The sequence below is a fragment of the Micromonospora sp. NPDC002296 genome (assembly GCF_040296145.1).
Classification (GTDB): domain Bacteria; phylum Actinomycetota; class Actinomycetes; order Mycobacteriales; family Micromonosporaceae; genus Micromonospora.
This window is the reverse complement of record NZ_JBEOWQ010000011.1, coordinates 101,464-126,887: the sequence shown is the minus strand read 5'-3', so window position 1 is coordinate 126,887 and position 25,424 is coordinate 101,464. Positions and strand designations below refer to the sequence as shown.

At 72.4% G+C, this 25,424-nt stretch carries 22 protein-coding genes and 1 pseudogene; 7 read left to right on the top strand and 16 right to left on the bottom strand.

The window, feature by feature from the left end; translation table 11 throughout:
* Window positions 1-9: 9 nt before the first annotated feature.
* Window positions 10-1,197: a xylose isomerase gene (xylA, locus tag ABT023_RS12335; RefSeq protein WP_350884547.1), complete on the bottom strand. Its 1,188-nt coding sequence runs from the start codon at window positions 1,195-1,197 to the stop codon at window positions 10-12.
* 49 nt (window positions 1,198-1,246) lie between these two features.
* Between xylA and ABT023_RS12330 the strand changes: the two genes are divergently transcribed.
* The gene (locus ABT023_RS12330; RefSeq protein ID WP_350884545.1) at window positions 1,247-2,503 is read left to right on the top strand and encodes an ROK family protein; all 1,257 of its coding nucleotides are present in this window, start codon (window positions 1,247-1,249) and stop codon (window positions 2,501-2,503) included.
* A 92-nt stretch (window positions 2,504-2,595) separates the two neighbouring features.
* Here the strand turns inward: ABT023_RS12330 and ABT023_RS12325 are convergent, their stop codons facing one another.
* Window positions 2,596-3,225 carry a MarR family winged helix-turn-helix transcriptional regulator gene (locus ABT023_RS12325; protein ID WP_350884543.1) on the bottom strand — a complete coding sequence of 210 codons (630 nt, stop codon included), beginning with the start codon at window positions 3,223-3,225 and terminating at the stop codon, window positions 2,596-2,598.
* 98 nt (window positions 3,226-3,323) lie between these two features.
* On the opposite strand from ABT023_RS12325, the gene ABT023_RS12320 reads away from it, so the two are divergent.
* Window positions 3,324-4,454: a PP2C family protein-serine/threonine phosphatase gene (locus ABT023_RS12320; RefSeq protein WP_350884541.1), complete on the top strand. Its 1,131-nt coding sequence runs from the start codon at window positions 3,324-3,326 to the stop codon at window positions 4,452-4,454.
* A gap of 124 nt (window positions 4,455-4,578) precedes the next feature.
* Here the strand turns inward: ABT023_RS12320 and ABT023_RS12315 are convergent, their stop codons facing one another.
* From ABT023_RS12315 to ABT023_RS12275, 9 genes are all read right to left on the bottom strand, one after another.
* Window positions 4,579-6,063, bottom strand: a complete 1,485-nt coding sequence (locus ABT023_RS12315; protein ID WP_350884539.1) for a sugar transferase — start codon at window positions 6,061-6,063, stop codon at window positions 4,579-4,581.
* A 218-nt stretch (window positions 6,064-6,281) separates the two neighbouring features.
* Window positions 6,282-8,024: a substrate-binding domain-containing protein gene (locus tag ABT023_RS12310; protein WP_350884537.1), complete on the bottom strand. Its 1,743-nt coding sequence runs from the start codon at window positions 8,022-8,024 to the stop codon at window positions 6,282-6,284.
* Window positions 8,025-8,211: 187 nt separating this feature from the next.
* A complete protein-coding gene (locus ABT023_RS12305) occupies window positions 8,212-9,249 on the bottom strand; it encodes a lactonase family protein (RefSeq protein ID WP_350884535.1) in 1,038 nt (345 codons plus the stop codon).
* A 124-nt stretch (window positions 9,250-9,373) separates the two neighbouring features.
* Window positions 9,374-9,976 carry a GTP-binding protein gene (locus ABT023_RS12300; RefSeq protein ID WP_350884533.1) on the bottom strand — a complete coding sequence of 201 codons (603 nt, stop codon included), beginning with the start codon at window positions 9,974-9,976 and terminating at the stop codon, window positions 9,374-9,376.
* Window positions 9,957-10,343: a DUF742 domain-containing protein gene (locus tag ABT023_RS12295; RefSeq protein ID WP_350884531.1), complete on the bottom strand. Its 387-nt coding sequence runs from the start codon at window positions 10,341-10,343 to the stop codon at window positions 9,957-9,959. The genes ABT023_RS12300 and ABT023_RS12295 overlap by 20 nt, the downstream gene beginning before the upstream one ends.
* Window positions 10,333-10,755, bottom strand: coding sequence for a roadblock/LC7 domain-containing protein (locus ABT023_RS12290; RefSeq protein ID WP_350884529.1), 423 nt, complete (start codon window positions 10,753-10,755; stop codon window positions 10,333-10,335). The genes ABT023_RS12295 and ABT023_RS12290 overlap by 11 nt, the downstream gene beginning before the upstream one ends.
* Window positions 10,755-13,097 carry a sensor histidine kinase gene (locus ABT023_RS12285; RefSeq protein WP_350884527.1) on the bottom strand — a complete coding sequence of 781 codons (2,343 nt, stop codon included), beginning with the start codon at window positions 13,095-13,097 and terminating at the stop codon, window positions 10,755-10,757. The genes ABT023_RS12290 and ABT023_RS12285 overlap by 1 nt, the downstream gene beginning before the upstream one ends.
* A gap of 298 nt (window positions 13,098-13,395) precedes the next feature.
* The gene (locus ABT023_RS12280) at window positions 13,396-14,886 is read right to left on the bottom strand and encodes a catalase (RefSeq protein WP_350884525.1); all 1,491 of its coding nucleotides are present in this window, start codon (window positions 14,884-14,886) and stop codon (window positions 13,396-13,398) included.
* Entirely contained in the window at window positions 14,883-15,320 is a 438-nt protein-coding gene (locus ABT023_RS12275) for a Fur family transcriptional regulator (RefSeq protein WP_350884523.1), read from the bottom strand. Before ABT023_RS12275 ends, ABT023_RS12280 begins: the two co-directional genes overlap by 4 nt.
* Before the next feature lie 219 nt (window positions 15,321-15,539).
* On the opposite strand from ABT023_RS12275, the gene ABT023_RS12270 reads away from it, so the two are divergent.
* Together ABT023_RS12270 and ABT023_RS12265 are read left to right on the top strand one after the other, a co-directional pair.
* Window positions 15,540-16,199 carry a hypothetical protein gene (locus tag ABT023_RS12270; RefSeq protein ID WP_350884521.1) on the top strand — a complete coding sequence of 220 codons (660 nt, stop codon included), beginning with the start codon at window positions 15,540-15,542 and terminating at the stop codon, window positions 16,197-16,199.
* Between the two features lie 11 nt (window positions 16,200-16,210).
* Window positions 16,211-17,245 (top strand): hypothetical protein, encoded by a 1,035-nt coding sequence (locus tag ABT023_RS12265; RefSeq protein ID WP_350884519.1) that lies wholly within the window; start codon window positions 16,211-16,213, stop codon window positions 17,243-17,245.
* 165 nt (window positions 17,246-17,410) lie between these two features.
* On the opposite strand, the gene ABT023_RS12260 is transcribed toward ABT023_RS12265, so the two are convergent.
* From ABT023_RS12260 to ABT023_RS12245, 4 genes are all read right to left on the bottom strand, one after another.
* Complete coding sequence (locus tag ABT023_RS12260; protein WP_350884517.1) at window positions 17,411-17,977, bottom strand: sugar O-acetyltransferase; 567 nt, start codon at window positions 17,975-17,977, stop codon at window positions 17,411-17,413.
* 133 nt (window positions 17,978-18,110) lie between these two features.
* Window positions 18,111-18,698: a DinB family protein gene (locus ABT023_RS12255; protein ID WP_350884515.1), complete on the bottom strand. Its 588-nt coding sequence runs from the start codon at window positions 18,696-18,698 to the stop codon at window positions 18,111-18,113.
* Window positions 18,699-18,768: 70 nt separating this feature from the next.
* A complete protein-coding gene (locus tag ABT023_RS12250) occupies window positions 18,769-19,527 on the bottom strand; it encodes a methyltransferase domain-containing protein (protein ID WP_350884513.1) in 759 nt (252 codons plus the stop codon).
* A 134-nt stretch (window positions 19,528-19,661) separates the two neighbouring features.
* On the bottom strand, window positions 19,662-20,300 hold the full coding sequence (locus tag ABT023_RS12245) for a TetR/AcrR family transcriptional regulator (protein ID WP_350884511.1): 639 nt from the start codon (window positions 20,298-20,300) through the stop codon (window positions 19,662-19,664).
* A 170-nt stretch (window positions 20,301-20,470) separates the two neighbouring features.
* On the opposite strand from ABT023_RS12245, the gene ABT023_RS12240 reads away from it, so the two are divergent.
* Both ABT023_RS12240 and ABT023_RS12235 read left to right on the top strand, forming a co-directional pair.
* Entirely contained in the window at window positions 20,471-21,616 is a 1,146-nt protein-coding gene (locus tag ABT023_RS12240; RefSeq protein ID WP_350884509.1) for an FAD-dependent oxidoreductase, read from the top strand.
* Window positions 21,617-21,972: 356 nt separating this feature from the next.
* Complete coding sequence (locus tag ABT023_RS12235) at window positions 21,973-22,341, top strand: hypothetical protein (RefSeq protein ID WP_350884507.1); 369 nt, start codon at window positions 21,973-21,975, stop codon at window positions 22,339-22,341.
* A 229-nt stretch (window positions 22,342-22,570) separates the two neighbouring features.
* On the opposite strand, the gene ABT023_RS12230 is transcribed toward ABT023_RS12235, so the two are convergent.
* Window positions 22,571-24,343, bottom strand: a complete 1,773-nt coding sequence (locus tag ABT023_RS12230) for a glycoside hydrolase family 6 protein (protein ID WP_350884505.1) — start codon at window positions 24,341-24,343, stop codon at window positions 22,571-22,573.
* A gap of 584 nt (window positions 24,344-24,927) precedes the next feature.
* On the opposite strand from ABT023_RS12230, the pseudogene ABT023_RS12225 reads away from it, so the two are divergent.
* Window positions 24,928-25,424: pseudogene (locus ABT023_RS12225) on the top strand (hypothetical protein); the annotation flags it as partial.

Here is a 25,424-nt window from a genome sequence, read left to right as displayed (position 1 = left end):
GCGGCGACCTCAGCGGGCGCCGAGCAGGTGCTCGACGGCGAGCTGGTTGAGCCGGACGAAGCCGAAGCCCCGCGCGGCGGCGGCGTCCACGTCGTACTCCTCGAAGGCGGAGCGGTCGGCGAGCAGGTCGGCGTAGCCCTCGCCGGGGGCGAGGGTCGGGGCGGCCAGGTCGGCGACCCGGCTGGCGGCCAGCGCCTCGGCCACCTCCGGATCGGCCCGGAACGCCGCGGCCCGCTCCTTGAGCAGCAGGTAGGTGCGCATGTTCGCCGCCGCCGAGGCCCACACCCCGGTCATGTCCTCGGTGCGCGACGGCTTGTAGTCGAAGTGCCGAGGGCCGTCGTAGGCCGGGCCGCCGTCGGGGCCGCCGTGCTCCAGCAGGTCGACCAGGGCGAACGCGTTGAGCAGGTCGCCGTGGCCGAAGACCAGGTCCTGGTCGTACTTGATGCCGCGCTGGCCGTTGAGGTCGAGGTGGAACAGCTTGCCCTGCCAGAGCGCCTGGGCGATGCCGTGGACGTAGTTCAGCCCGGCCATCTGCTCGTGGCCCACCTCGGGGTTGAGCCCGACCAGGTCCGGGCGGGCCAGGGTCGAGATGAACGCCAGCGCGTGCCCGATGGTCGGCAGCAGGATGTCGCCGCGCGGCTCGTTCGGCTTCGGCTCGATGGCGAAGCGCAGGTCGTATCCCTGGTCGACGACGTACTGGCAGAGCAGGTCGACTGCCTCGCGGTAGCGGTCCAGCGCGGAACGGACGTCCTTGGCCAGGTCGTACTCGGCGCCCTCCCGGCCGCCCCACATGACGAAGGTGCGCGCGCCCAGCTCGGCGGCGAGGTCGACGTTGCGCAGCACCTTGCGCAGCGCGTACCGCCGCACGTCGCGGTCGTTGCTGGTGAATCCGCCGTCCTTGAACACCGGATGGGTGAAGAGGTTGGTGGTGACCATCGGGACGACCAGCCCGGTCGCGTCGAGCGCCTTGCGGAACCGGGTGATGCGGCCGTCGCGGGTGGCCGGGTCCGCGCCGAAGGGGATCAGGTCGTCGTCGTGGAAGGTGATCCCGTACGCGCCCAGCTCGGCGAGCCTGTGCACGGCCTCGACGGCGTCCAGCTCCGGGCGGGTGGCGTCGCCGAACGGGTCGCGGGCCTGCCAGCCCACTGTCCAGAGGCCGAAGGAGAACTTGTCGGCGGGGGTGGGACGGGACGCCATGGCGGACCTCCGGCAGCTATTTGTTCAGTGGTTGAATTATTTGACGGGCATGTGGCAGTGTCAAGGGGTGACCCGTCCCGCCGCTCCGGCCTCGGCGGTCCGCCAGGGCAGCCTGCGCGAGCTGAACCTCGCCGTGGTGCTCGGCCGGATCGCCGCCGCGCCCCGCCCACCGTCGCGGGCCGCCGTGGCCGCCGCGACCGGCCTGACCCGGGCCACCGTCTCCGCCGTTGTCGACGACCTCGTCGCCGGCCGGCTGGTGGGCGAGTCGGAGCCGGCCCCCCGCACCGGCGCCGGACGCCCGGCCCGGGGCCTGGTGCTGGCCGGCGACGGCCCGGCCGGGCTGGGCCTGGAGATCAACGTCGACTACCTGGCCGCCTGCGTGGTCGACCTGGCCGGCGAGGTCCGGCACCACACCGTGCACCGGGCCGACCTGCGCCCGGTCTCCCCCGCCGACGCGCTGGCCCGGCTCGTCGGGCTGGCCGCCGCCGCCCGGGCCGACGCCGAGCGGCAGGGGCTCACCCTGGCCGGGGTCGCCCTCGCGGTGCCCGGGCTGGTCGACGCGGCCGGGCTGGTCCGGCTAGCCCCGAACCTCGGCTGGCGGGACGTGCCCGTCCCCGAACTGCTCTCCGGCCATCCGCCGCTGGTCGAGCCGGTCCCCGGCATCCCGGCGCTGGTGGTGGAGAACGAGGCCAACCTGGCCGCGCTGGGCGAGCTGCACGCCGACCCGGACGGGCCGGTCAGCTTCCTGCACGTCTCCGGCGAGGTCGGCATCGGCGCCGGGATCGTCCTCGACGGCGCCCTCTTCCGGGGCGTACGCGGCTGGAGCGGCGAGATCGGTCACATGTCCGTCCAGCCGGAGGGCCGTTCCTGCCGGTGCGGCGGCCGGGGCTGCCTCGAACGGTACGCCGGACAGGAGGCCATCCTCGCCGCCGCCGGGCTGGACCGGGCGGACCTCCCGGCCGACACCGCCGCGACCCGGCTGGCCGAACTCGCGGCCGCCGACCACCCCGCGACCCGGGCGGCCCTGGCCGAGGCGGGGCAGGCGCTCGGGGTCGCGGTGGCCGGCGTGGTGAACCTGCTGGACCTCGACACCGTGGTACTCGGCGGCGGATACGCCCTGCTCGCGCCCTGGCTGCGGCCACCGGTGCTGGCCGAGGTGTCCCGGCGGGTGCTCACCGCCGGCTGGTCGCCGGTGACCGTGCGTTCCTCGGCGCTCGGCCCGGAGGCCGCCGTGGTCGGCGCGGCCGGCTCCGTCGTCCGGCGGATCGTCGCCGACCCGGTCGGATGGCTGAACCGCACCGGCTGACCTGCTCTTCGTCGATGCACGGCGGACGCCCTCGCCGCGGTTGATCCGGATCGCCGACCCGCGACTGCTGCTACCCGGGATGCGGACCAGGGTCAGGCCGTACGCGACCAGCCGCCCGCGGCGGCCTCGCCGGACCACCCGCTCGGGGCGTCGCCGGTCGACCGGCCGCGCGGTATTCCGCCGGGCCGGTTCCCGCTCGACCAGCCGGCCTCCGGCTCCCCCGAGGGCCAGTCACCCGGCCCGGTCGCCGTCGCCCGCTCCCCCGACCGGGTCTCGGCGGACGGCTCCGCCACCGGCGGCTCCGGCGGGTGCCGGTGCCGGGCCACCTCGTCGAACTCCTGGAGGCCGGCGAGCAGCGCCCGCCGCCCCTCGGGGGTCATCCCGGCCAGGACCACGGCAAGCCGCTGCCGGCGGTCGGCCCGCAGCTCGGCGAGGAGCCATTCGGCCTCCGCGGTGAGGTGCAGGGAGATCTCCCGGCGGTCGGACCGGCCGGGCTCGCGTTCCAGCATGCCCGCGGCCACCAACCGGTCGCAGAGCCTGCTCGCCGAGGAGAGCAGCATGTCGAGCAGCGTCGCCAGCCGACGCAGGTTGATCCCGTCGTGCTGCTCGACCACCATCACCGCGCGCAGTTGCGCCCCCGAGAGCCGGCTGGTGGTCCGCTCGCGCGCCGCCTCGAAGACCGTGAGCAGGGTGCCGGCGGCCGCATCGAGGGCGGCGGCCATACTCGCTTCTGGTCCGCGTGGACCGTGTTCTTCGGACATGGTGGGCACGAGACTACCCGGCGTCCCTGGTCGCCGGCCCTCCGAACAGAGGAGCGACGATGATCGGTGCGGAAGACCGGGCCCGCCGGACGCTGACCGAAGCGCCGGCTGACCTGCTGGTCGACCGACTAGCCACGGAACTCGAACGGTCGTACGGGATCACGGACGTCGAACTGCTCCAGGTCGACTACCGGCTCTCGGCGCTGCTTCCGCTCACAGGAGGCGAGCCGGTGACCGGGCCGGGACATCCGGCCTGGCGGTGCTTCGACCACCAGGAGCCGATCGTGGCCGACCGGACCGGCTACCTCCCGGTGAGCATGCGGGGGGAACGGCGCGGCGTCCTGCGGGTCACCCCGCTCCCCGAGGGTCGGGCCGCCCGCGACGAGCTGGTCGGGATCGCCACCGCCCTCGGCCACGAACTGCTGGCGGTGAACGACGGCACCGACGTGTACCGGATCACCCGCCGCAGCCGCCGGCTCACGCTGGCCGCCGAGATGCAGTGGGAGCTGCTGCCCGGCCGGAGCCGGATCCGCCCCTCGTTCAGCCTGGCCGGACAGCTCGAACCGGCGTACGCGGTGCGCGGCGACAGCTTCGACTGGTCCGACGACGGGCAGCGGCTGTGGCTGTCGACGATCAACGGGATGGGTGAGGGGGTCACCGCGTCCGTGCTGACCGCGCTGGCCACCCACGCCCTGCGCAACGCCCGACGGGGCGGGCTCTGCCTGGCCGACCAGGCGGCGCTGGCCGACCAGGCGGTGTACGCCCTGCACCGGGGCGAGCAGCACGTCTCGGCGCTGCTGCTGGAGCTGGACCTCGCCGCCGGGTTGATGACGGTGGTCGACGCCGGCTCGCCCCGGCTGGTGCTACTGCGCGACGGCGAGGTGGTCGAGCTGCCCCTGGAGGCGCAGTTCCCGCTGGGCATGTTCGACGGGACCGACTACCGGGAGCAGCAGTTCACGCTGCACCGCGGGGACCGGCTCTTCGTCCTCAGCGACGGCGTCATCGAGGCGACCGGCCAGGAGGTCCGGTACGGCGGGACGGCGCTGGACCGGTTCCTGCGCCGGACCGGCCCGATGGAGCCGCTGGAGGCGGTCCGGTCGCTGCTCGGCGACCTGCGGGCGTTCGTCGCCGGCGACCTCGTCGACGACGCGGTGGTGGTCTGCCTGGACTGGACCGGCCCTCAGCCGTGACCGGGGCCAGCCGTTTCCGGTGTCTCAGCCGTTTCCGGGGCCTCAGCCGTTTCCGGGGCCTCAGCCGTTTCCGGGGCCTCAGCCGGGGCGGGGTCGCTGCCGGCGCCGCCCCGCCGCCGGGTGGTCAATAGGCCCCCCGGCTGCGCATCACCGCGCCGAAGGTCTTCCACATGATGGTCAGGTCGGCGGCCAGCGACCAGTTCTCCACGTAGTAGAGGTCGAGCCGGATGCCGTCCTCCCAGCTCAGGTCGGACCGGCCGCTGACCTGCCAGAGGCCGGTCATGCCGGGCTTGACCAGCAGCCGCCGGGCCACGTCGCCGTCGTAGCGGGCCACCTCGGAGGGCAGCGGCGGACGCGGGCCGACCAGGCTCATCTGGCCGAGCAGCACGTTCATCAACTGGGGCAGCTCGTCCAGCGACCACTTGCGCAGCACCCGGCCGACCCGGGTCACCCGGGGGTCGTCGCGCATCTTGAACATCAGACCATCGGTCTCGTTGCGGGCGGCCAGCTCGGCGAGCAGGGCGTCGGCGTTGACCACCATGGTGCGGAACTTGAACACCCCGAACTCCTGGCCGCCCTGGCCGACCCGGGTCTGCCGGAACAGCACCGGCCCCCGGCTGTCGAGCTTGATGGCCAGCGCGATCACCGCCACCAGCGGCAGGAGCAGCGCCAGCGCCACGGTGGCGGCGGACCTGTCGACGAAGCCCTTGACCAGCTTGCGGGCCCCCCGGAACTCGGGGGCCTCGACGTGGATCAGGGGCAGGCCGGCGACCGGCCGGGTGTGGATGCGGGGACCGGCCACGTCGGTCAGCGCGGGCGCGACGACCAGGTCCACCCCGGTCCCCTCCAACTGCCAGCCGAGCCGCCGCAGCCGGGTCGCGGTCAGCTCGCCGGAGGCGGTGACCGCCACGGTGTCGGCGCCGATCGCGGTGGCCGCCTGCGGGATGCCCCGGAAAGAGCCGACCACCGGGACGTCGCCGAGCCGCTGCGGCACCGGGGCCAGCAGCGCGTCCGGGATGCAGGCGCCGACCACCTGGTAGCCGGCGTACGGCTCCCGGCGCAGTTGGTGCACCAGCTCCAGCACGTGCGCGGTGTCGCCGACCACCAGCACCTTGCGCGACCAGCCCCGGCCCTGGGAGCGGGCCCGGTGCAGCCGCTTGCGGGCGGCGAACCGGGCCGCCTCCAGGCCCAGCATGCCCACCGCGAACGAGATCGCCAGGAAGCCCCGGGACACGCCGACGTCGGCGATGTAGCCGGCGATCGCGGTGCCCCCGGCGAGCCGCAGGCTGGCCGTGCTCACCCGGCGGTACTCGTCGGCGCCGTAGCCCAGCACCCGGTCGTCGTAGCAGCGCAGCACCTTGAGCGAGACCAGCCAGGTGAGCACGAGCGCGGGCGCGACCACGACGTACGGGATCTTCGAGCCCACCGGCTCCTCGTCACCGAATCGGGTGACGTAGCCGACCAGCACGGCGACGGCCAGCACGGCGGTGTCCAGCACCACCAGCATGCGGACGTACGCCCGCTCGTCGACGCGGGCCACCGGCCCGGCCCGGTGGTCACCAGGACGCGACGGTGTCCTGGTGGGGGTCAAAAGCGTCGTCGACGTCACCGGCCCTCCCCACTTCTGCTGAGGCCGACCCCGGTCGACGGGCGGTCCTCTTCACAGGGCCAGCGACGCCGGAGCACCCCGACATCTTGCCTCAAAACCATGGCCACCGATCGCCTCGGACGTATTGCCGTCATTTGCTTCGGAGAAGCTTTCACAGGAAGACGTTCCGTCGCACCGGGTCCAGCGGCGCGACGGTCCAATCTGCACTGATTGGTTACTCAGCGTGGAGCGTTCGGGCGGAGCGCGATCGCCTTCAGGAAGATGTCACCGATCCTGGTCGGGTCCTCGGTGACGAAGTTCCCCCCGCCGGTGACCTTGGTGATCGACTCCAACTCGGCCTTGCTGACGTCGGCACCGATGCCGATGATGACGACCTGGACCGGCCGCTCGGGGTCGGCGATCCGCTTCAGCTCGGAGAGCAGCTTCTGCTGGGAAATGCCGTCGTCGTCCTCGTTCTTGCCGTCGGTGAACAACACCACCGAGTTGACCCGGCCCGGTTCCCAGTCGTCCTGGACCTCCTGGTACGCGGCCAGCAACGTGTCGTACAGGCCGGTGTCGCCGTTCGAGGGCCGGATCGTGGCCAGCCCCTGCTCCAGCCGGGCGCGGTTGCCCGACAGTGGGTTGATCGGCACCAGCTCGCGGTAGTCCCGGGCGCCCGCCAGCTTCGTGGAGAAGGTCCACAGCCCGATCGACCAGGAGTCGTCGAAGAGGTGCAGGCCCCGGCTGGCCGCCGCCACCGTGACCTGCTCGCGGGTGGCATTGTCGGCGCTCGGCACCGGCTGCTTCATCGAACCGGAGACGTCGATCACGCACAGCATACGGCCGGACTGGGTGGCGATCGACCAGCCGGAGACGGCGCGCTCCATCGCCGCCGGGTCCAGGCCGACGGCACCGTTGCCGGCCGGAGCGGGCGAGCCGCCCGCGCCACCGCCCGGGCTCGGCGCGCCCCGCGGCGCCTTGAAGCCCTCGCCCCAGGCGCCGTCCGGAGCGCGCAGCGACCGCTCGGCCAGCCGGTCACGGAAGCCGGGCGTGGTGAGCGCCCCGAACAGGACCCGGGCGGCGGACTGCTTCGCCGGCTCGACACCGGGCAGCACCGCGTACGGGTAGTCCAGCGGCACCGGTGACGGTTCGAGGTAGAGCGCCGCCAGCGGGATCGGCGGCTTCCCCTCGTTGTACGCCATCACGGCCTCCTCCGACAGCGCCGCGGCACCGAGGGCGCCGGCGATCGCCGTCGGGTCGGACGAGCGCGGGAACCGGGCGAGCAGGTCCTCGCGCAACGCGGACCGGCCGGTGGCCAGCGCCCGCAGCGTGCCGGTGGTCGCCTCCTGCGCGTCGCCGCCGGAGGCGCCGGCCGTCGCGGTCAGCGACAGCAGCCCGGACAGGCCGGCCGCGTCCCGGGTCGGCTCCACGATCCCGGTCCGCAGCGGCTTGCTGCTGCTCACCTGCCGCAGCAGGTCGGCCCAGGTCAGCTTCTTCTCCGGCCAGCCGAGCCGGGAGGAGGCCACGGGCTCGGGCACCGCCACCACGACGGGGCTGCGGGCGATGGACCTGCCGTTGCTCGGGGCGAACGCGGTGGCCCCGGCGCTCTTCAGCCGCAGCAGCCAGGTCGAGGAGTCCGGCACCCACACGTCCGGGGTGACCGCGGTGCCGCTGACCTGACCCACACCGGGAAGCTGTACGCCGTGCTTGCTGGCCACGGCCGCGGCGACGTCCACGGAGGCGACGGCCGAGACGTCGACCGTGATGCAGGTGCCATCGACCGCCGCGCCGTCGGCCACCCACCCGGCGGCCTCGGCCCGCACCGCGGGCGCGAGCTCGGGGGAGGCCGCGACGGTGAGCCGGACCTGCCCCGAGCAGGCCGGCTGCACCAGTTGGCGGTACCCGAACCAGGAGCCCGCGACGACGACGACCAGCGCGGTCGCGGAGGCGACGGCACCTGCTCCGCGGAGACTTGAACGCATGCGATGGCGGCCTGGCACGGTGACCATCTTGCGTAACCGCTGCGGGCGCTGCCACGGCCGTTCGGACGAAAGTTCCCCAGCAGACACAGCTCCCGGCCGTTTCGTGACCCTGAGTCGCCAGCCCGGTTCCCGGTGTGACAGGACCGCCCCTGAGCAGGGGCGGAGCGCGTTGCCGGTCGCCGCTCGGTCAGGGCAGGACGCAGGTCGGGCTGGGCACCGGCACGGGCTCGCCGACGGGCGTCGGCACCCCCGTCGCCGGGTCCACCCGGAACACCCGGACCATGTCGGCGCGCTCGTCGGCGACGTAGAGGTGCCCACCGGCCAGCGCGAGGTGCCGGGGCCACTCCCCGCCGGTCTCCACCTCGGCGGCCAGTTCGGGCAGCTCCCCGGCCAGCGCGAAGACCGACACCGTGCCGACGCCCCGGTTGCCGACGTAGAGGAAGCGACCGTCCGCGCCGACCGTGATCTCGGAGGGCTGGACATGGCCGGCGCGGGTGCTGGCGTCCACCCGGCCGCGCTGGTGCAGCGCCCCGTCGGGGGCCAGCTCGTACGCGGTCACCGTGCCGTCCAGCTCCCCCGCCAGCCAGCAGCGCCGGCCGTCCGGGTGCCGGGCCAGGTGCCGGGGGCCCGTGCCGGCCGCCATGTGCACCCGGGGGCCCCGGGGCACCAACCGGCCGGAGGTGGCGTCGAGGTCGTACCGGTAGACGGAGTCGGTGCCGAGGTCGACGGCGAGCAGCGGCCCGGCGTCCGGTGCGGGGGACACCATGTGGCAGTGCGCCTTCTCCTGGCGCTGCGGGTCCGGCCCGTGCCCGGAGTGCACCACCAGGTCGCTGCGCTCGCCCGGAACGCCCTGCGGGTCGAGCGGGAGGACGGCGACGCTGCCGCCGCCGTAGTTGGCGACGACCAGGTGTCCGCCGTCCGGGGTGACCGCCAGGTGACAGGGCTCCGCGCCGCCGGTGCCCCGCACACCCAGCGGGGTCAGTTCGCCGTCCGGGCCGGTGCGGAACGCACTGACCTCCCCCTCGGCCAGCTCGTTCACGGCGTAGAGCACCGGCAGGACGGGATGCCGGACGAGAAAGGACGGCGACGGGGTGACCGCGACGGTGCCGAGCGGGGTCAGCGCGCCGGTTCCCGGGTCCCGCCGGGCGGCGACGATCCCGTCGCCCCGGCCGCCGCTGGCCGCCGTGTAACCACCGAGATGGACGATCGTCTGCTGCCCGGTCACCCGATCCGCCTTCCGCCGTTGTCGTGTCGATCCCACCAGAGCTTTCCCCGCCACCCACCGCGTCAGCCCTGATTTCCGCGAATCGATCAGATCGCCGTCGCGCCGCGGGCCGCCGCGGGCCGGGTCAGGCCACCGGCACCGGCTCGCCGCGCTGCCGGGCGACGTGCTCGACCAGCGAGATCAACACCTCCTTGCCGGACTGCCGGTCCCGGGCGTCGCAGAACACCAGCGGCACCCCCGGGTCCAGGTCCAGGGCCTGCCGTACGGAGTCCAGGCTGAACCGGCGGCCGTCGTCGAAGCAGTTCACCCCGACCACGAACGGGATGTTCCGCTGCTCGAAGTAGTCGATCGAGGGGAAGCAGTCGGCCAGCCGGCGGGTGTCGGCGAGCACCACCGCGCCGAGGGCCCCGAAGGCCAACTCGTCCCAGAGGAACCAGAACCGGTCCTGCCCGGGCGTGCCGAACAGGTAGACCTGGAGGTCCTCGTTGATGGTGATCCGGCCGAAGTCCATCGCCACCGTGGTGGTCGACTTGCCCTCCACGCCGGAGATGTCGTCGACGCCGACCCCGGCCCCGGTGAGGACCTCCTCGGTCTGCAACGGCCGGACCTCGCTCAACGCGCTCACCAGCGTCGTCTTGCCGGCGCCGAAGCCACCGGCGATGAGGATCTTCAGGGCCAGCGGGATCCGCACCCTTGTTCCGTCACGGTCATAGCGCACGGAGTCCATTGACCACCGCCTTGAGGATGTTGTCGTCGGGTAGGAACGCGGTGCCGGCCGGCGCGTGCACGGAGACCAGGCCGCGGGCGAGCAGGTCGCCGACCAGCACCCGGACCACGACGACCGCGAGGTCCAGCTCGGCGGCGAGCTCGGCGACCGGCACCGGCCGGCGGGCCAGCTCGACCAGTCGACGGTGCTCCGGGTGCAGTCGTGAGTGGGTGGCGGGGTCGACGGTCCGGGCGGTGAGCACGAAGGCCACCAGGTCGAGACCGGCCGGCGGCCGGACCCGGCCGCCGGTCAGGGTGTACGGGCGGACGACCGGACCGGCGTCGGCGTCCAGCCACTCGTGCTGCGGCCCGGGAGACTCAGCCCGCATCGGCGGCACCCGACCCGGCCCGGGCCGGCGCGGTGAGGTTCTCGCCCACCCGGATCACCAGCATCGCCATCTCGTACGCCACCAGGCCGATGTCCGCGTCGGCCTCGGCGACCACCGCCAGACACGCGCCCTGGCCGGCGGCGGTGACGAAGAGATATGCCGACTCCATCTCCACCACGGTCTGCCGGACTCCCCCGGCGTCGAGGTGCCGGCTGGCGCCCTTGGCCAGGCTGGAGAAGCCGGAGGCCAGGGCGCATAGGTGTTCGGCGTCGCTGCGGTCGGAGTCGGCCGAGGCGCCGAGCAGCAGCCCGTCCGCCGACAGCACCACCGCCTGGCGGCTGGCCGGCACCCGTTCCACCAGGTCGTCGAGCAACCAGTCGAGATCGACGTTCGGCTTCGTCGTGTGCACCACTAGGCATCCCTCTCAGTTGCGGTCGGGGGTTGCGCAGGCACCGCCGGGGTGTCCGGATCCGGTGACGCGTCGGCGGCGGAGGTGGTGGGGACGGGCGGCCCGGAGCCCTCGGCGGCGGCACCGTCCCGGCGGCCCCGGGCGGTGCCGGCCTGGAGGGCGGACATCAGCCGGCGGGCCTCCTCCGGGGCGCGTGGGGCCGGCGCGTCCAGGGCGGCCGGCCGGGGACGGGCGGCAGGGCCCCGCCGGCGCACCCGGCGGGGCAGGCCGTCGCCCTCACCGGACGGGTCGACCGGCACGGCACGGCTGGGGACCAGCGGCACCACGGCGGTCTGCGAGTCCGTTCGTTCGCGGGTGATCCGGGTCGGACGCGTCCGGGGCAGGGTCTTGAGCCGGGTCACCTTGGCCATCCGCCGGTCGTCGACCGAGCCGTCCGGCGCGGCGGGCGGCGGATCGGGCGGCGGCTCGGTGGTCACCAGGTCCGGCGGGATCAGCACCACGGAGGTGACCCCGCCCTGGGCGGCCCGGCGGAGCCGCACCCGGATCCCGTGCCGGGCGGCGAGCCGGGCCACCACGAACAACCCGAGCCGGGCGCTGTCGGCCGGATCGAACTCCGGTGGCTTCGCCAGCCGCCGGTTGGCCTCCTCCATCGCCGGGACGGACATGCCCAGGCCCTGGTCGGTGATCTCCAGGGCGTACCCGTTGGGCAGGCTCTGCCCGCGCACCGACACGTGGGTGCCCGGCGGGGAGAACGCGGTGGCGTTCTCCACCAACTCGGCGAGCAGGTGGGTGACGTCGCCCACCGCGCGACCCACCGCGGCGGCGGGCTGCACGTCGACGATGTCGACCCGGTCGTACGACTCGACCTCGGAGATGGCTCCCCGGACCAGGTCGACCATCGCGACCGGGTTGCGCCAGCCCCGGCCGGGCGCGGCACCGGCCAGGATGACCAGGTCCTCGGCGTGCCGGCGGAGCCGGGTGGCCAGGTGGTCCACCCGGAACAGCTCGGCCAGCTCGTCCGGGTCCTCGACGCGGCGCTCCATCCGGTCCAGCAGGGCGAGCTGCCGGTGCACCAGTCCCTGGCTGCGCCGGGCGATGTTGAGGAAGACGTCGTTGAGCCCTCGGCGCAGGCTGACCTCGTCGACGGCAGCGCGCACGGCTGTGCGGCCCACCTCGTTGAAGGCGTGGCCGACCTGGCCGATCTCGTCGCGGCCGTACTCCAGCGCGGGTGTCTCCCGGGCCACGTCCACGTCCTCGCCGCGGCGCAGTCGGGCCACCACGTCCGGCAGCCGGTGTTCGGCCATCTCCAGCGCGGCGGTGTGCACCCCGGAGAGCCGCTGCGCCAGCGACCGGCCCACCCGCAGGGACACCAGCACCGACACCACCACGGCGGCGAGCCCGAGCACGCCGGCCCCCCCGAGGCGGGCGAGGATGCCGACCGCCACCGGAATCGTCCGCTCGGCCAATCCGTCGGCCTGGGTCAGCTCGAAGTCGCGCAGGCTCTGCTGGACGGCGTCCTGGCTGGTCTGCCAGGCCCGGAGGTCCACTGCGGGCACCCGGACGGGGTCGGCCCGGACCAGGGCGTCCTGGAGGGCCCGCAGCCGGGCGAAGGCGTCGCTCTCGGCCAGCCGCTGGTATGCGGCCCGGTCGTCGGCCGGCAGGTCGGCCACCGCCGACTCGATCAGGAAGCGCTGGTTGCCGATGGTCTGCACGAGCTGGGCGTGCTCGCCCCCGGCGAAGCGCCCGCTGACCAGCACCCCGGCGAGCAGCGCGTCGGCCTGCCCGAGCAGCTCCCGGGAACGGCCGAGTGCGGTCAGCGCCAGGGCCTGCCGGTTCAGGTCGTCGTCGGGGAGCGTGGCCAGCGCCGAGAACGCCTGGAACGCCGCGCCGACCATGCCGCTGTAGAGCCCGATCGCGCCGGCCCTGTCGACCTCCCGGCGGTCGATGAAGCCCCGGCCGGTGGGCAGCCCGTCCAGCGCGCCGAGCAGGCGGTCGACGCGGGCGTCCAGCAGGTCGTCGGCGGCGTCGCGCAGGCGTTCCCCGGAGGCCCGGCCGCGCAGCTCGGCGACCGCGACGTCGGTGCGCCGCCGCTGTTCGGCCAGCGCCGGCAGCGCGGCGTCGCCGGCGAGCTGCACCACGCTGAGCCGGCGCTCCCGTTGCAGCTCGGCGACGACCGTCTCGCCCGGCCGGCCGAGGTCGGACAGGAGGGTACTGGCGGAGAGCAGGTCCCGGGCCGGACCGAAGGTGAGGGTGGTCGCGAAGATCCAGAGCACCACCAGCGCGCTCACCGGCGCGATGACCAGCGCCGTCAGCTTCGAGCGGATCGGCCAGTCGCGGGTGTTCATCAGACCTCGCCCGGAAGGTGTGGCAGCGGGTGGCGCCGACGCCGACGCGGGCTTCGCCCGCCGCGGCGCCGAGGCACCGGCACGGCGCCTTGGGCAGGATACGTAATCGTCGGCCGTTGCGATACCGGCCTATCGCCCCACGCTTCGACCCAGGCACGCTCCGCTGTGGTCGGTGCACACGCGAGCGCCCCGCCCGAAAACGGGCGGGGCGCTCGGTCCGGCGCTGCGCGGCCGGTGGGTAGTGCGGTTGTCGGTGCCCGCCCGGCCGGTCCGACCTGCCGGGCTCAGCCCGCGCGGGTCAGGCGTTGACGGAGATGCCGAGCCCTTCGGCGATCCGCCGGCCGTAGTTCTCGTCGCACTGGCTGAAGTGCCACACCATCTTCTCCTGGATGTGCTTGTCGCACTGGGCCAGCAGGTTGGTGAGGTTGAGGACCAGGTCGTCGCGCTCCCAGTCGGCCATCTCGCGGTAGCGTCGGCCGGCCTGGGAGTAGTTGTTCTGCCGCTCGATCGGGGCCCGCATGATCTGGCCCGAGACGAACGGACGGTACTCCCGGTAGGACTCGTCGGCCTCGTCGAGACCCGCCACCGAGGACGGCTCGAAGTTGATGTGCGGGTTGCCGCCCCGGTTGTCCACCCCGTACGACATCTGGCCACCACCCTGGTTGGTGCTGACCTGAACGTCCTCGCGCGGCCGGTTGACCGGCAGCTGGAGGTAGTTCGGGCCGACCCGGTAGCGCTGGGTGTCCGAGTAGGAGAACGTCCGGCCGATCAGCATCTTGTCGTCGGAGAAGTCGATCCCGTCGACCAGTACGCCGGTGCCGAAGGCGATCTGCTCGTTCTCGTTGTGGTGGTCGGTGATGTTGCGGTTGAGGGTCATCATCCCGACCGGGAGGTACGGGAAGTCCTCCTCCGGCCAGATCTTGGTGTCGTCCAGCGGGTCGAAGTCCAGCTCGGGGTGCTCGTCGTCGCTCATGACCTGGACGTTGAGCTCCCACTGCGGGTACTCGCCTCGCTCGATGGCCTCGTAGAGGTCCTTCGAGGCGTGGCCCAGCTCGCCGGCCTGGATCTCGGCGGCCTGCGCCTCGGTCAGGTTGTGCTCGCCCTGCTGGGTCATCCAGTGGAACTTGACCAGCACGCCGTCCCCCTCGGCGTTGACGAGGCGGTACGTGTTGACCCCGGAGCCGCGCATGGTCCGGTAGTTCTTCGGGATGCCGTACGGCGAGAAGAGCCAGGTCAGCATGTGCATCGACTCGGGCGTGTTCGACATGAAGTCGAAGATCCGGTTCGGCTCCTGGCGGAAGGTCACCGGGTCCGGCTTCAGCGAGTGGATCACGTCGGGGAACTTGATCGCGTCCCGGATGAAGAAGACCTGGAGGTTGTTGCCCACCATGTCCCAGTTGCCGTCCTCGGTGCGGAACTTCACCGCGAAGCCGCGCGGGTCGCGGGCCGCCTCGGAGGAGTCCCGGCCGCCGATGACCGTGGAGAACCGGATGGTGAGCGGGGTCTTCTTGCCCCTGGTCTGGAACAGCTTGGCGCGGGTGTACTTCGACGCCGGCTCGTCGCCGACGGTCCCGTACGCCTCGAACTCGCCGTGCGCGACGAAGCCGCGGGCGTGCACCACCCGCTCCGGGATGCGCTCCCGGTCGAAGTGGCTGATCTTCTCCAGGAAGTGGTAGTTCTCCAGGGTCGCCGGGCCGCGCGAGCCGACCGTCCGCTGCTGCTGGTTGTTGTGCACGGGGTGGCCCTGGCGGGTCGTCAGGATCGGCTTGCTGGCCTGCGGGTCGCTCATCGGTCTCCTCCGGATAGGTGTCGCTGCTGGCAGTCGGGGCAGCGCCCCCAGTACGTGACCTCGGCGAACTCCACCGCGAAGGTGGCCGCCGTCGAGGGGTCGAGGCAGGGCCCCGGTGCGGGGCTCCGGCCGGTGTCGCTGATCACGCCGCACTCCCGGCAGATCAGGTGGTCGTGGTCCGGCCCGCGCACCTCGTACCGCGCGGGGCCGCCGGCCGGGACGAACCGGCGCAGCAGGCCCGCCCCGGTCAGGGCGTGCAGGACGTCGTAGACCGCCTGACCGGAGAGCCGCCCGAGGCGGCCCCGGGCGAGGCGGGTGATCGTGTCGGCGTCCAGGTGGGGCCGACCGCGCACCGTCGCGAGCACCGCGAGGCGGGGCTGCGTGACGCGCAGCCCGGCCGCCCGGAGGCGTTCGGCGTCTGACTCGACCGGCATCACCCCACCCTGGCGCGCTTTCTGGAACCAGTCAAGTTTTTGCCGGGGTCGGTCCTGTGGGCCGGGTCATTCCGCCGCCTGGGAACCGGACGCCGAGGCGCAGCGCGCCCGGAACCGCCCGTGCCGCGTCCCGATACCCGTGATCACCCAGGAAATTCCCCCGGATCGGGATTGGCGATCAGTGGCCAGAGGGAATACCGGAGGGACGAAGGAGGAGCCATGTCGCCCACGCAGGTAATCGTCATAGTTCTCGTCGTGCTGGTGGTCGTCGCGGCGCTGGCCGTCGTGCTCCGGCAGGTCGCCCGCCGCCGCGCGCTGCGATCCCGGTTCGGGCCCGAGTACGACCGGGTGGTCGCGGAGCAGGACAGCCGGTCGGCCGCCGAGCGGGAGCTGCGGGACCGGGAACGCCGGCACGCCGAGCTGACCCTCACCCCGCTCACCCCCGAGTCCCGGGCCCGGTACGCCGCCGCGTGGGAGGAGCTCCAGGTCCGCTTCATCGACTCCCCCGCCGAGACGGTGAGCGACGCCGACGAACTGGTCGGCCGGCTCGTCGCCGAGCGCGGCTACCCGACCGGCGAGTTCGACGACCAGGCCGCCCACCTGTCGGTCGAGCACGCCCGGACGCTGTCGCACTACCGGGACGCGCACGAGATCCGGTTGCGCAACGAGCGCGGCGAGGCGGGCACCGAGGAACTGCGGCAGGCCGTCGTCCACTACCGGGCGCTCTTCGCCGACCTGCTCGGCGAGGACCCGGTGGGCAGCCGGGCGCCGCAGCAGGGCCAGCCGGAACACGTGCGCGGGCACCAGCCCGTCGCCACGCCCGAGCAGCGGGCCGATGCCACGCCCGCCGACCGTCCGCACGACGCCACGAGCCGTTGAGGAGAGCCACGATGCGCCAGGAGCAGCAGGCCAGCAGCGACCACCCGGAGGCCGTCCGGTCCGCGCCCGTGGCGGTCCCGCCCCCGGGCGACCGGCCCGCCGAGGCCGGCCACCACCGGGACCGCGACGCCGACGGCCGGGTCGACCTGCCCGAGGACGTACTCGACGACCGGGGCACCTTCGACGACCCGGCCGTGGCCGGGAAACGGGACGGCGAGCACGGGACGGACCGGCAGGACGAGCGCCGCCGGGACACCGACGACCTGGACGACACCCGCCCGTACGACGTGCGGGACGCCGACCCCGACCGGGCACCCGAGTTCCACGAGCCGGCACCCCTGCCCACCGCGTTCGGGGCGACCACGGTGGGCGACGCGGTGGCCGCCTCGGCCATGGCCAGCGGCCGTCCGGAAGACGAGCGGGACCCGCGTGGCGAGGACACCGCCCAGCCGGGCGACGGCGCACCGGGGCGTACCGACGCGTTCGACGCCGAGCGCGCCGACCCGACCGCCGGGGACCGGCTGCACGACCGGAACCGTTGGGCGGCGGCCGACGGGCCCGCCGACGCGCGGCACCCGGCCGACCGGCACGCGGGCGACGTCGAGGCCGACCGGGCCGACGAGCACCACGGGGCGGACCGCAGCCGCGAGGACGCGGTGGTCGCCGGCGCCGCCGGGTACGGCCGGCCCGAGCCGGGCATGATCGACCCGGACGCCACCGCCCCGGACGCAGCTCTCGGCGCGGCCACGGCCCGGCCGAGCACCGGCGCGGTGCACGAGGACGCCACCGCCCTCTTCGAGCCGGACGCCGCCCAGGCCTTCCGGGACCGCTGGCGCGACGTCCAGCTCCGCTTCGTCGACGACCCGAAGGCCGCCGCCGGGCAGGCCCAGTCGCTGGTGGACGAGGCCATCCAGGCGCTCGCCGCCGCGCTCGCCGAGCAGAAGAACAAGCTGGGCGACTGGCAGCAGACCGGCGACGACACCGAGCAGCTGCGGATCGCGGTACGCCGGTACCGCGACTTCCTGGACCGGGTGCTCGGCCGCTGACCCGCACTTCCGACGTCACCCCGCCGCACGCCCCGGCCACGACGGCCGGGGCGTGCGGCGCGTCCGGAGAACCTGATGTGCGGCAGGTGGCGCAGGATCTGGCGGTGGGCGGGCGGAGCCTGGACGCACGGATCTGCCGCCGTGCGCGGGTGGAGCCCGCAGGCCTCAGGCGGTTGCAGCAGATGCCGGCTTCAGACGCTTCCGCTCGACAACGCTTGTTGCCGTCACCACACTCAGCGGCGGCACGTCCTTCGCTACAACGGCGCCTGCGCCGACGACCGAGCCGTGACCGATCGTGACTCCGGGGGTGACCGTGGCTGCGGCGCCGATCCACACGTCATCCTCGATGACGATGGGCGCGTGCGTGATGAAGTCGTACCGCTCGTCGAGCTCGACGGGGTGTCCAGCCGTGCTCAGGGTCACTCGGGGTCCGATCAGGACGCGGTCACCGATGGTGATGCCCCCGTAGTCGAGGAAGAAGCATCCCTGGTTGATGAACACGCGCTCGCCGAACGATGCGCCAAGCCCGTAGTCGCAATGGAACGGGGGCAGGATGGACAGAGAGTCGGGGACCGGTCGGCCGAAAATCTCGGTGAGCACCGTCCTGCGCGCGTCGAGGTCGCCGAACGGCAGCCCGTTGAGTCGCGAGGTCAGGTTCATGACGAGCTGTACGCGTTCCGCGAAGGCTCGTGACTCGGGCGTCCGTGTTCGTAGGCGTTGCTCGTTGCGCACAGGGCGATGCTGGCACGGCGACTCAGGGACCCGGTGACCCCCCTCCCCGGCAGTGAGCGCGCTTCGTGATCGTGGAGTTCTCATCGAATGAGCGGATGCTGAACTCACCAACTGTGCGGACGGGAACGGGCGGTTATCCGAAGCGGTCAGCCAGCTTCGTCAGCTTGGTGACGTACGCCGGCCAGTCATGGTCGTCGGGGATGTTGGTGCTCTCCCGCCGCAGGCCGATCGCGGTGTCGTGCTGCTCACGCATGATGTCGGCGTGCCCGGCGTGACGAGCGAGGTCGCAGGTCACGTGGACGATGATCTTTTGCAGCGTCACGGTCTGTCCTGGCCGCCACCATGACACCCGCCCCGGCGCGTCGAGCGGTAGCCGTTCGATCGTCTGATCCGCGAACACCCCGACGCGGCGGTACAGGTCGATCAGCCCATCCTTCGTCTCGTCCTCCCGCGCGTACCAGTCCGCCTGCGGATCCTCGTCGTACGCCTGCATGGGGACCAGTTCCTCAGGCGTCGGGAACTCGCGCCCGAAGGTGGGCCCGAAGTAGCCGGCTTCGACATTGAGGCAGTGCTTGAGGATTCCCAGCAGGTTGTTGCCGGTCGCGGTGCGGGGCAGCCTGGCTTCGCGTTCGCTCAGGCCGTCGAGCTTCCAGACCAGGTCTTCGCGAGTCGCCTGGAGGTAGTGGTGCAGCACAGCCTTCGCATCGTCCGAGTCAGCCATGCCCGCCAGTCTTCCGCATGTGCGGAGCCGTCATGCGGGGTGTCGTCTACGAGATCAACGCCCGGCCGCGCTAGCGCCGTTCGAGTGTGAGCAGCGGTTCGGACAGCGCGGGCGACGGCGCGCCGGGATCGGCGGACACGGCCTCCTCGATGCTGCGGAGGCCGGCCTCCGCCTCGTCGGGGCTGAGCCGGGCGAAGAACGAGAGAGTACGCAGGCGCAGCCGTTCGAGCACCTCGGCGCGGGTGCCATCGGACGCCGGGGTGACCATGCCGAATCCGGCAACGCGCCAACCGGCCGCCGTGAACATCGCGATGACCTCGTGCAGCGGCTGGAACAGCGCGGTGTCCACCTCAAGACCGCGAGGGAAGTGGTCCAGCCACCACGGCTCGGGATGATGGTCGCTGAAGTTTCCGCGCAGTAGCAGCCGCCCGGCCGGCCTGAGCACCCTGGCCAGTTCCCGGGCCGCTCGGGGCTTGTCCTGAACATGGTGCCAGGACAAGAACATGAGCGCGTAGTCGGCGCTGCCGGACGGCACCGGCATGTCCTCGGCGGAGCCTGCCAGGTATTGCACGCCGGGATGTTGGGACTGCGCCTGCGCCACCTCGCGCATGCGGGCCGACGGCTCGATCCCGGTCACCGGCCCGAACGCTCGCGCCAGCGCAGGGGTGAACCTGCCGGTCCCTGACCCGACGTCCAGCCCCACCAGCGGACGCCGCTCGGGTAACCCGGCTGCGAAGGCGTTCGTCCATGCCCCCAACTGCTGCTCGGTGAGCGCGCGTCCGCGCGTGTAGTTCTGGTACTGCTCCCTGTCGTAGTCGACCAGCCTCATCGCCACTCCCTCGCGAGTCGGGACCAACTGTCCGATGTATCGAGACGATACATCGGACCGATATGCGGCGTCGTACCGGAAGTTGAAGCGGCGTCGGCGCGCCGCGAACGCCCCCGCGTGGGAACTCAGTCGCTTCAAGCGGACGTCGTCGATCTGGCCGGCGCCGACCCACTGCCCTCCCTGCCGGGCGGGGGCGACTCCGGTGACCTCCAACCGTGGGCGATGACATCGAAGACCCGCTCGACAGCGGCACGGCGATCCGATTGACCGCGGATGAGGCTCGGGATCTGGAGCACGAACCGGGCCAAGGCGACGCACGCGATGTCATCCTGCTCAACGCCGAGCTCATCGGCGACAGCCGCGCTGAGGCTGTCGGTGTGCCGGGTCCACATGCGTTCCGCGTAGTCGCGCAGCGCCGGGGTGGACTCCACCAGGTCGTTGAACTCCGCCGCTTGCGGATGAAGCGCGGTCGGCAGGTACGCGCCAAGAGCGTACTCACGTAGGGCGTCAACGATGCCCTGTCCGTCGGCTCGCCGCCTCACCGCGGCGATCAGTTGCGCCTCGTTCTCCTGGTCCTGGTCGAAGACCAGAGCCTCCTTGCCCGTGAAGTGCTTGAACAGCGTCGTGGTCGACACATCGGCCGCATCGGCGATGTCACGAACGCTGACCTCGTCGTAGCCCCGCTCCAGGAAGAGGCGCAGAGCCTCGTCGGCGATCGCCTGCCGAGTGGCCGCCTTCTTGCGTTCGCGACGGCCGACGGGAGTCTGAGTCATGAGCTGAGTGTAATCGATAGTGGCATCGAGCACTAAGTTGACTCATTGCACTTTTGCATTCGATCTGGTTTTCTGGGCTGGCAAGACACCCGAGCCGATCCCGGCGCCTTGTCAGATTTCTCCGGCCGTCCCCGTCGAGTGACGACGTCCAACCCACAGAAGGACAGATCATGACCGCACCAACTCCCCGGCAAGCCAGGATCAGCATCATCGGCGCGGGGCCCGGCGGGCTCACCTGCGCTCGCATCCTGCAGCGGCAAGGCATCGCGGTCACCGTCTACGACCGAGATCCCGACCGCGACGCGCGTAATCAGGGCGGCACCCTCGACCTGCACGCCGACAACGGTCAGATCGCTCTTCGCGAGGCCGGCCTGCTCGACGACTTCTTCCGGCTCTGCCGCCCCGAAGGCCAGGAGAACCGCATCCTGCACATCGACGGCGAACTGCGGGCACACCTCGTTCCCGACGATGGTGAGCTCTTCAAGCCCGAGATCGACCGTGGCCAACTGCGCGACCTGCTGCTCGATTCCCTGACGCCCGACACCGTACGGTGGGGCCACGGACTGACCGGCCTCAGTGGACCCGCCGACGGCCCCCGTACCCTGCACTTCGCCGACGGCACGACCGTCGAGACGGACCTGGTCATCGGTGCCGACGGCGCGTTCTCCCGAGTTCGCCCGGCCGTCTCACCGGCCGTTCCCCAGTACGTCGGCGTCAGCTTCGCCGAAGCCTGGTTCCATGACGTGGAGAACCAGCACCCGGAGCTCTCCGCGCTGGTCGGCCAGGGTAGCGCCTCAGCTGCCGACGGCGAACGCGCCCTGTGGGGCCAGCGCAACAGCGGCAACCACATTCGTGTCTACATCATGCGCAAGGTCCCGGTCGACTGGATCACCCGTGCGGGCCTCCAACGCGACGACACCGCCGCGATCCGCGCTCACCTGCTCGACGAGTTCGCCGCCTGGGGACCGCGGATGAAGCATATGATCACCGACAACGACGGTGCCTACGTCGACCGGCCGATCTTCGCGCTCCCGGTCCCGCACACGTGGGAGCACAACCCCACCGTGACACTGCTCGGCGACGCCGCCCACCTCATGCCGCCGCTCGGCGTCGGCGTCAACCTCGCCATGCTCGACGCCGGCGAACTCGCGCTCGCGCTCGCCGGCTCCGCCACCGTCGACGAAGCCGTTTGCGGCTACGAGAGCATCATGCTTCCGCGCTCCGTCGAGACCGCCAAGATGCTCGAAGGCCACGCCGAGGACCTGCTTTCCGGCGACCTCCCGCCCGAGTTCGGCGACGACGACGGCCAGCCCTGACCACCTACTCGGCCGCTGACCGGCGTCCCGACGCGCGGTTCCTGCGAGAGCATCGGTTCTCAACCGGAGCATGGTCACCTTCGCCGCCTGCGCGCAGCCGAGGATCTCCGGCGGCGAGGCCCGGCAGCCCCGCCGGCCCCACGCGACCCGGGCGGCCCTCAGCAGGCCGGATGATCTCGGACGGCACCCGATCCGATCCACTCGCCCGCCATGCCGACCGAGCCGACCCGGGACCACGGACGGGGATGGCGGACCCTTCCCCCGCGCCGGCCCCGGTCCGCGCCGTCGGCATGTCCGGGACCCTGCGGGGTACGCCGGGGGGATCAGGCAACACCTGGGGACAGGAGGGCAGCAGGATGACGAAGCGCGACCGGAACGCCGGGCGACCGCTGGAGGAGAGCCCCGAGGTGGCCGCGGCGGTGGACGACGAGAGCACAGTGCGGCAGTTGGCGACCGGTGGCGGGGCCGACCGGGACACCCCGTCTTTCGGCGGGCCGGGGGACGTCCCGGAGGGCGCCGGCTCGACCGAGGACCTGCTCGGCGACCCGCACGGCGCGGGCACGGGGGCCGGCGGGGACAACATCCGCACCGGCGCGGAGCAGCAGTGGGAGCCGGAGGACCTGGTGCGGGCCCGGGGCCAGGACCTGACGCCGAAGAACGTCGAGCGGGCCCGCCGCGACCTGGCCGAGCAGGGCCAGGCGGCGGTGGAGAAGACCGTGCCCTGAGCCTCCGTGACCGGATGACCGCCGGCTGGCCCTGAGTTGCCGTGATCGTCTGCTGCGTACCGGCACGCGCCCCGGCGTGTCGTGCCGGTCAGGCGCAGACGATCACGGGAGCCGGTACGGGCGGGGGCCCCTGGCCCGACCGGTGAACGGTCGGACCAGGGGCCGGGGAACCTGCCGCTGAGAGTGCCTCACTCCTCGCCAGCGGCGGGCAGGCGTGCCTGGTGGAGCGTCAGAGCGCCGGGTAGGCGTTCTGCATGAGCTGGGCGAACTGCGCCGAGAACCAGGCGCCCGAGATCGGGGCGTCCGGCAGGGCGCCGCTCATGCTGTTGCCGTTGCGGGCGTTACCGGTGTAGGTCGGGTCGCACATCCGGTCGAAGCCCTTGCCCTCGTTGTTCGGGATCGCCTTGCTGGAGCCGTCCGACTCACCCGGGGGCTTCACCCAGACGTAGGCGTCGATGCCCGGCTCCGGAGCGGCCGTGGGACGCTCGCCGAGGCCCGCGCCGGACTGGTTGCACCAGTTGCCGGCGTGGATCCGCCGGTCGACCCGGCCACCGTTGACGTAGGTGTCGACGCTGGTCAGTGCGCCCGGGCCGGTCGGCCGGGCGGTGCCGCCCCAGCCGTTGCGGGAGGTGTCGATCAGCATGCCGATGTTGCTGTTGAAGCCGACCGAGACCAGCTTGGTGCGGAACGCCTGGGCGAACGAAAGCTCGTCGGTGTAGAAGTTCCAGTCGATCCACTTCGACTGGCGGACGGACGTGCCGTTCACGTTGTCGGTGATCTTGACGTACGGCTCACGCAGCGCCGAGTAGTTGGCCGTGTTGACGATGAAGCCGTGCACGTTGTTCACGGTGCTGCCCGAGGCGACGGCGGCGGCCTTGAGCTGGTCGGCGGTCGGGCCGAAGTTGCTGTCCCAGCCGATCCAGCCGTGGTGCGCGGCGTCGATGTAGTTGTAGACGTTGCCGAGCGCGCCCAGCTTCGCCAGGGCGTACCCGACGCCGTTGACGTAGGCGCCGTTGGCCTTGACGGTGTCGCACATGGCCGTGCCGCCCGGGTTGCCGGAGGTGTTGGTCACCAGGTTCGGCAGCGAGTCGATCTCGATGATGTTGATGATCCGCAGGCTGGCGTACTTCGCGTCGCCCTGGATCGCGGCGATCGGGTCGATGTACTCGGCCTTGTAGCGGGGCAGGTCGTTCGGGCCCAGCTCACCGTTGGAGGCGAGCGCGGCGCAGTCCCGGCCGGGCAGGTTGTAGACCACGAACTGGATGTACTTGGCACCCTGCCTCAGCGCCTCGTCCAGGTGGGCACGAACGCCCATCGCACCGTTGGAGCTGCTGTCCGGGGTGCCGTTGATCGCGGCGATCCGGTCGATCCAGACGGCGGTCGGGTTGTTGGACACCCGGTTGCCGCCGGCCACCGACTCGGCCTTGGCCTTCCACTCCGGGTTCACGTACCCCTTGGCGTTCAGGTAGGGGTTGTCCACCTTCTCCCCCGGCGGGGGCGTCGTCGGCGGAGGCGTGGTCGGCGGAGGCGTGGTGGGGGGCGGCGTGGTGGGGGGCGGCGTGGTGGGGGGAGTGCTGCCGTTGCAGACCACGCCGTTCAGGGTGAACGAGGTGGGCTTCGGGTTGCTGCCGCTCCACGCGCCGTTGAAACCGATGCTCACGCTGCCACCACTGGCGATCGAGCCGTTGTACGACTCGTTCGCGGCGGTCACGTTCTGCCCGGCCTGGCTCCACTTGGCCGACCAGCCCTGCTGCACCCGCTGGCTGCTGTTCGGGAAGGTGAACCCGAGGTTCCAGGAGCTGACCGCGTCACCCAGGTTCTTGATGGTGACGTTGGCGGTGAATCCGCCGGCCCAGTCGTTGGTGGTGTAGTCGACGCTGCACTGGGTCGCGGCCTGGGCCGCGGTGACCGGGAGGGTCACCAGGCCGGCGGCGACCAGGACACCCGCACCGGACAGTGCGAGCGCCCGGCGGTGGCCGGACAGTCTCTTCCTCATACTCATGGCACAGATCTCCTTGGGCGTGACCGGACTCGCGGCCCGGCGGAACGGCGCCCGACGTCCTGCACGGACGATCGGCGGCGCCACGGGGGGATTTTCGGGGTGCCCGACCCGGACGGGCGGTTTGGTGGTGGTGCGCGACCGGCACGAGAAACGGCCGGTCGGGCGGCGGACGGCGTCCGGTGGTGCCGGTGCCCTCGACGTCTGCCTTGTGCGGTGTGGCTCCCCGTACCGCTGACGAAATTCTTACATGGGAGCGCTTCCATGGCAATGGTTCGATGCTTGTTCGCCGGGCCGAACAGGACGTCCGGAGCAGTACGGCGTGATGACACCGCCGGAGACGGCCCGGGGCGAGGAAACCCCCGTCCCCCGAAAGGGTGCGGCGCGCACAGCCGGGCCGCAACCCTCCCCCCGGTCGGCAACGCCCGACGGGGGCCGCCGAGGTGCGCTTGACGGACCTTCCGCCCGAATGCCAGGAAACTGCAAAAGATGAATCTTTCCTCTTATAGCTCGCGAACCGGTCTAACGTCTTGAGTAGCTCGGCTGACGTCGGGCTCAGGACGAACAGGGATGGAGTGACGCAGGTCATGGCAAACAAGATGCTCGGGAAGGTCGTTGCGGGTGCCGCCCTCGGGGGGGCCTCCCTGCTGGTGTTCACGCCAGGAATCGCGTTCGCGGATGGCCACGACGGCGAGTCCCGCGACGGCAAGGTCTACGTCAAGCCGCACGTCGTCAAGGCGGGCGACAAGGTCGAGCTCCTGGAGATCTGCTCGGAGCCGCAGCGGAACGCCTTCGTCTGGTCCAAGGTCACCGGCAAGGTCAAGCTGCACTCGGCCGACGACGACCGCGGCCAGCACGGGGGCAAGCCGGGCGAGGACCACGGCAAGGACAACGGGGAGCACGGCAGGCCCGGCGGGGAGCAGGGCAAGGACGACGGCAAGGACAACGGAGAGCACGGCAAGCCCGGCGACGAGCAGGGCAAGGACAACGGCAAGGACAACGGAGAGCACGGCAAGCCCGGCGACGAGCAGGGCAAGGACAACGGCAAGGACAACGGAGAGCACGGCAAGCCCGGCGACGAGCA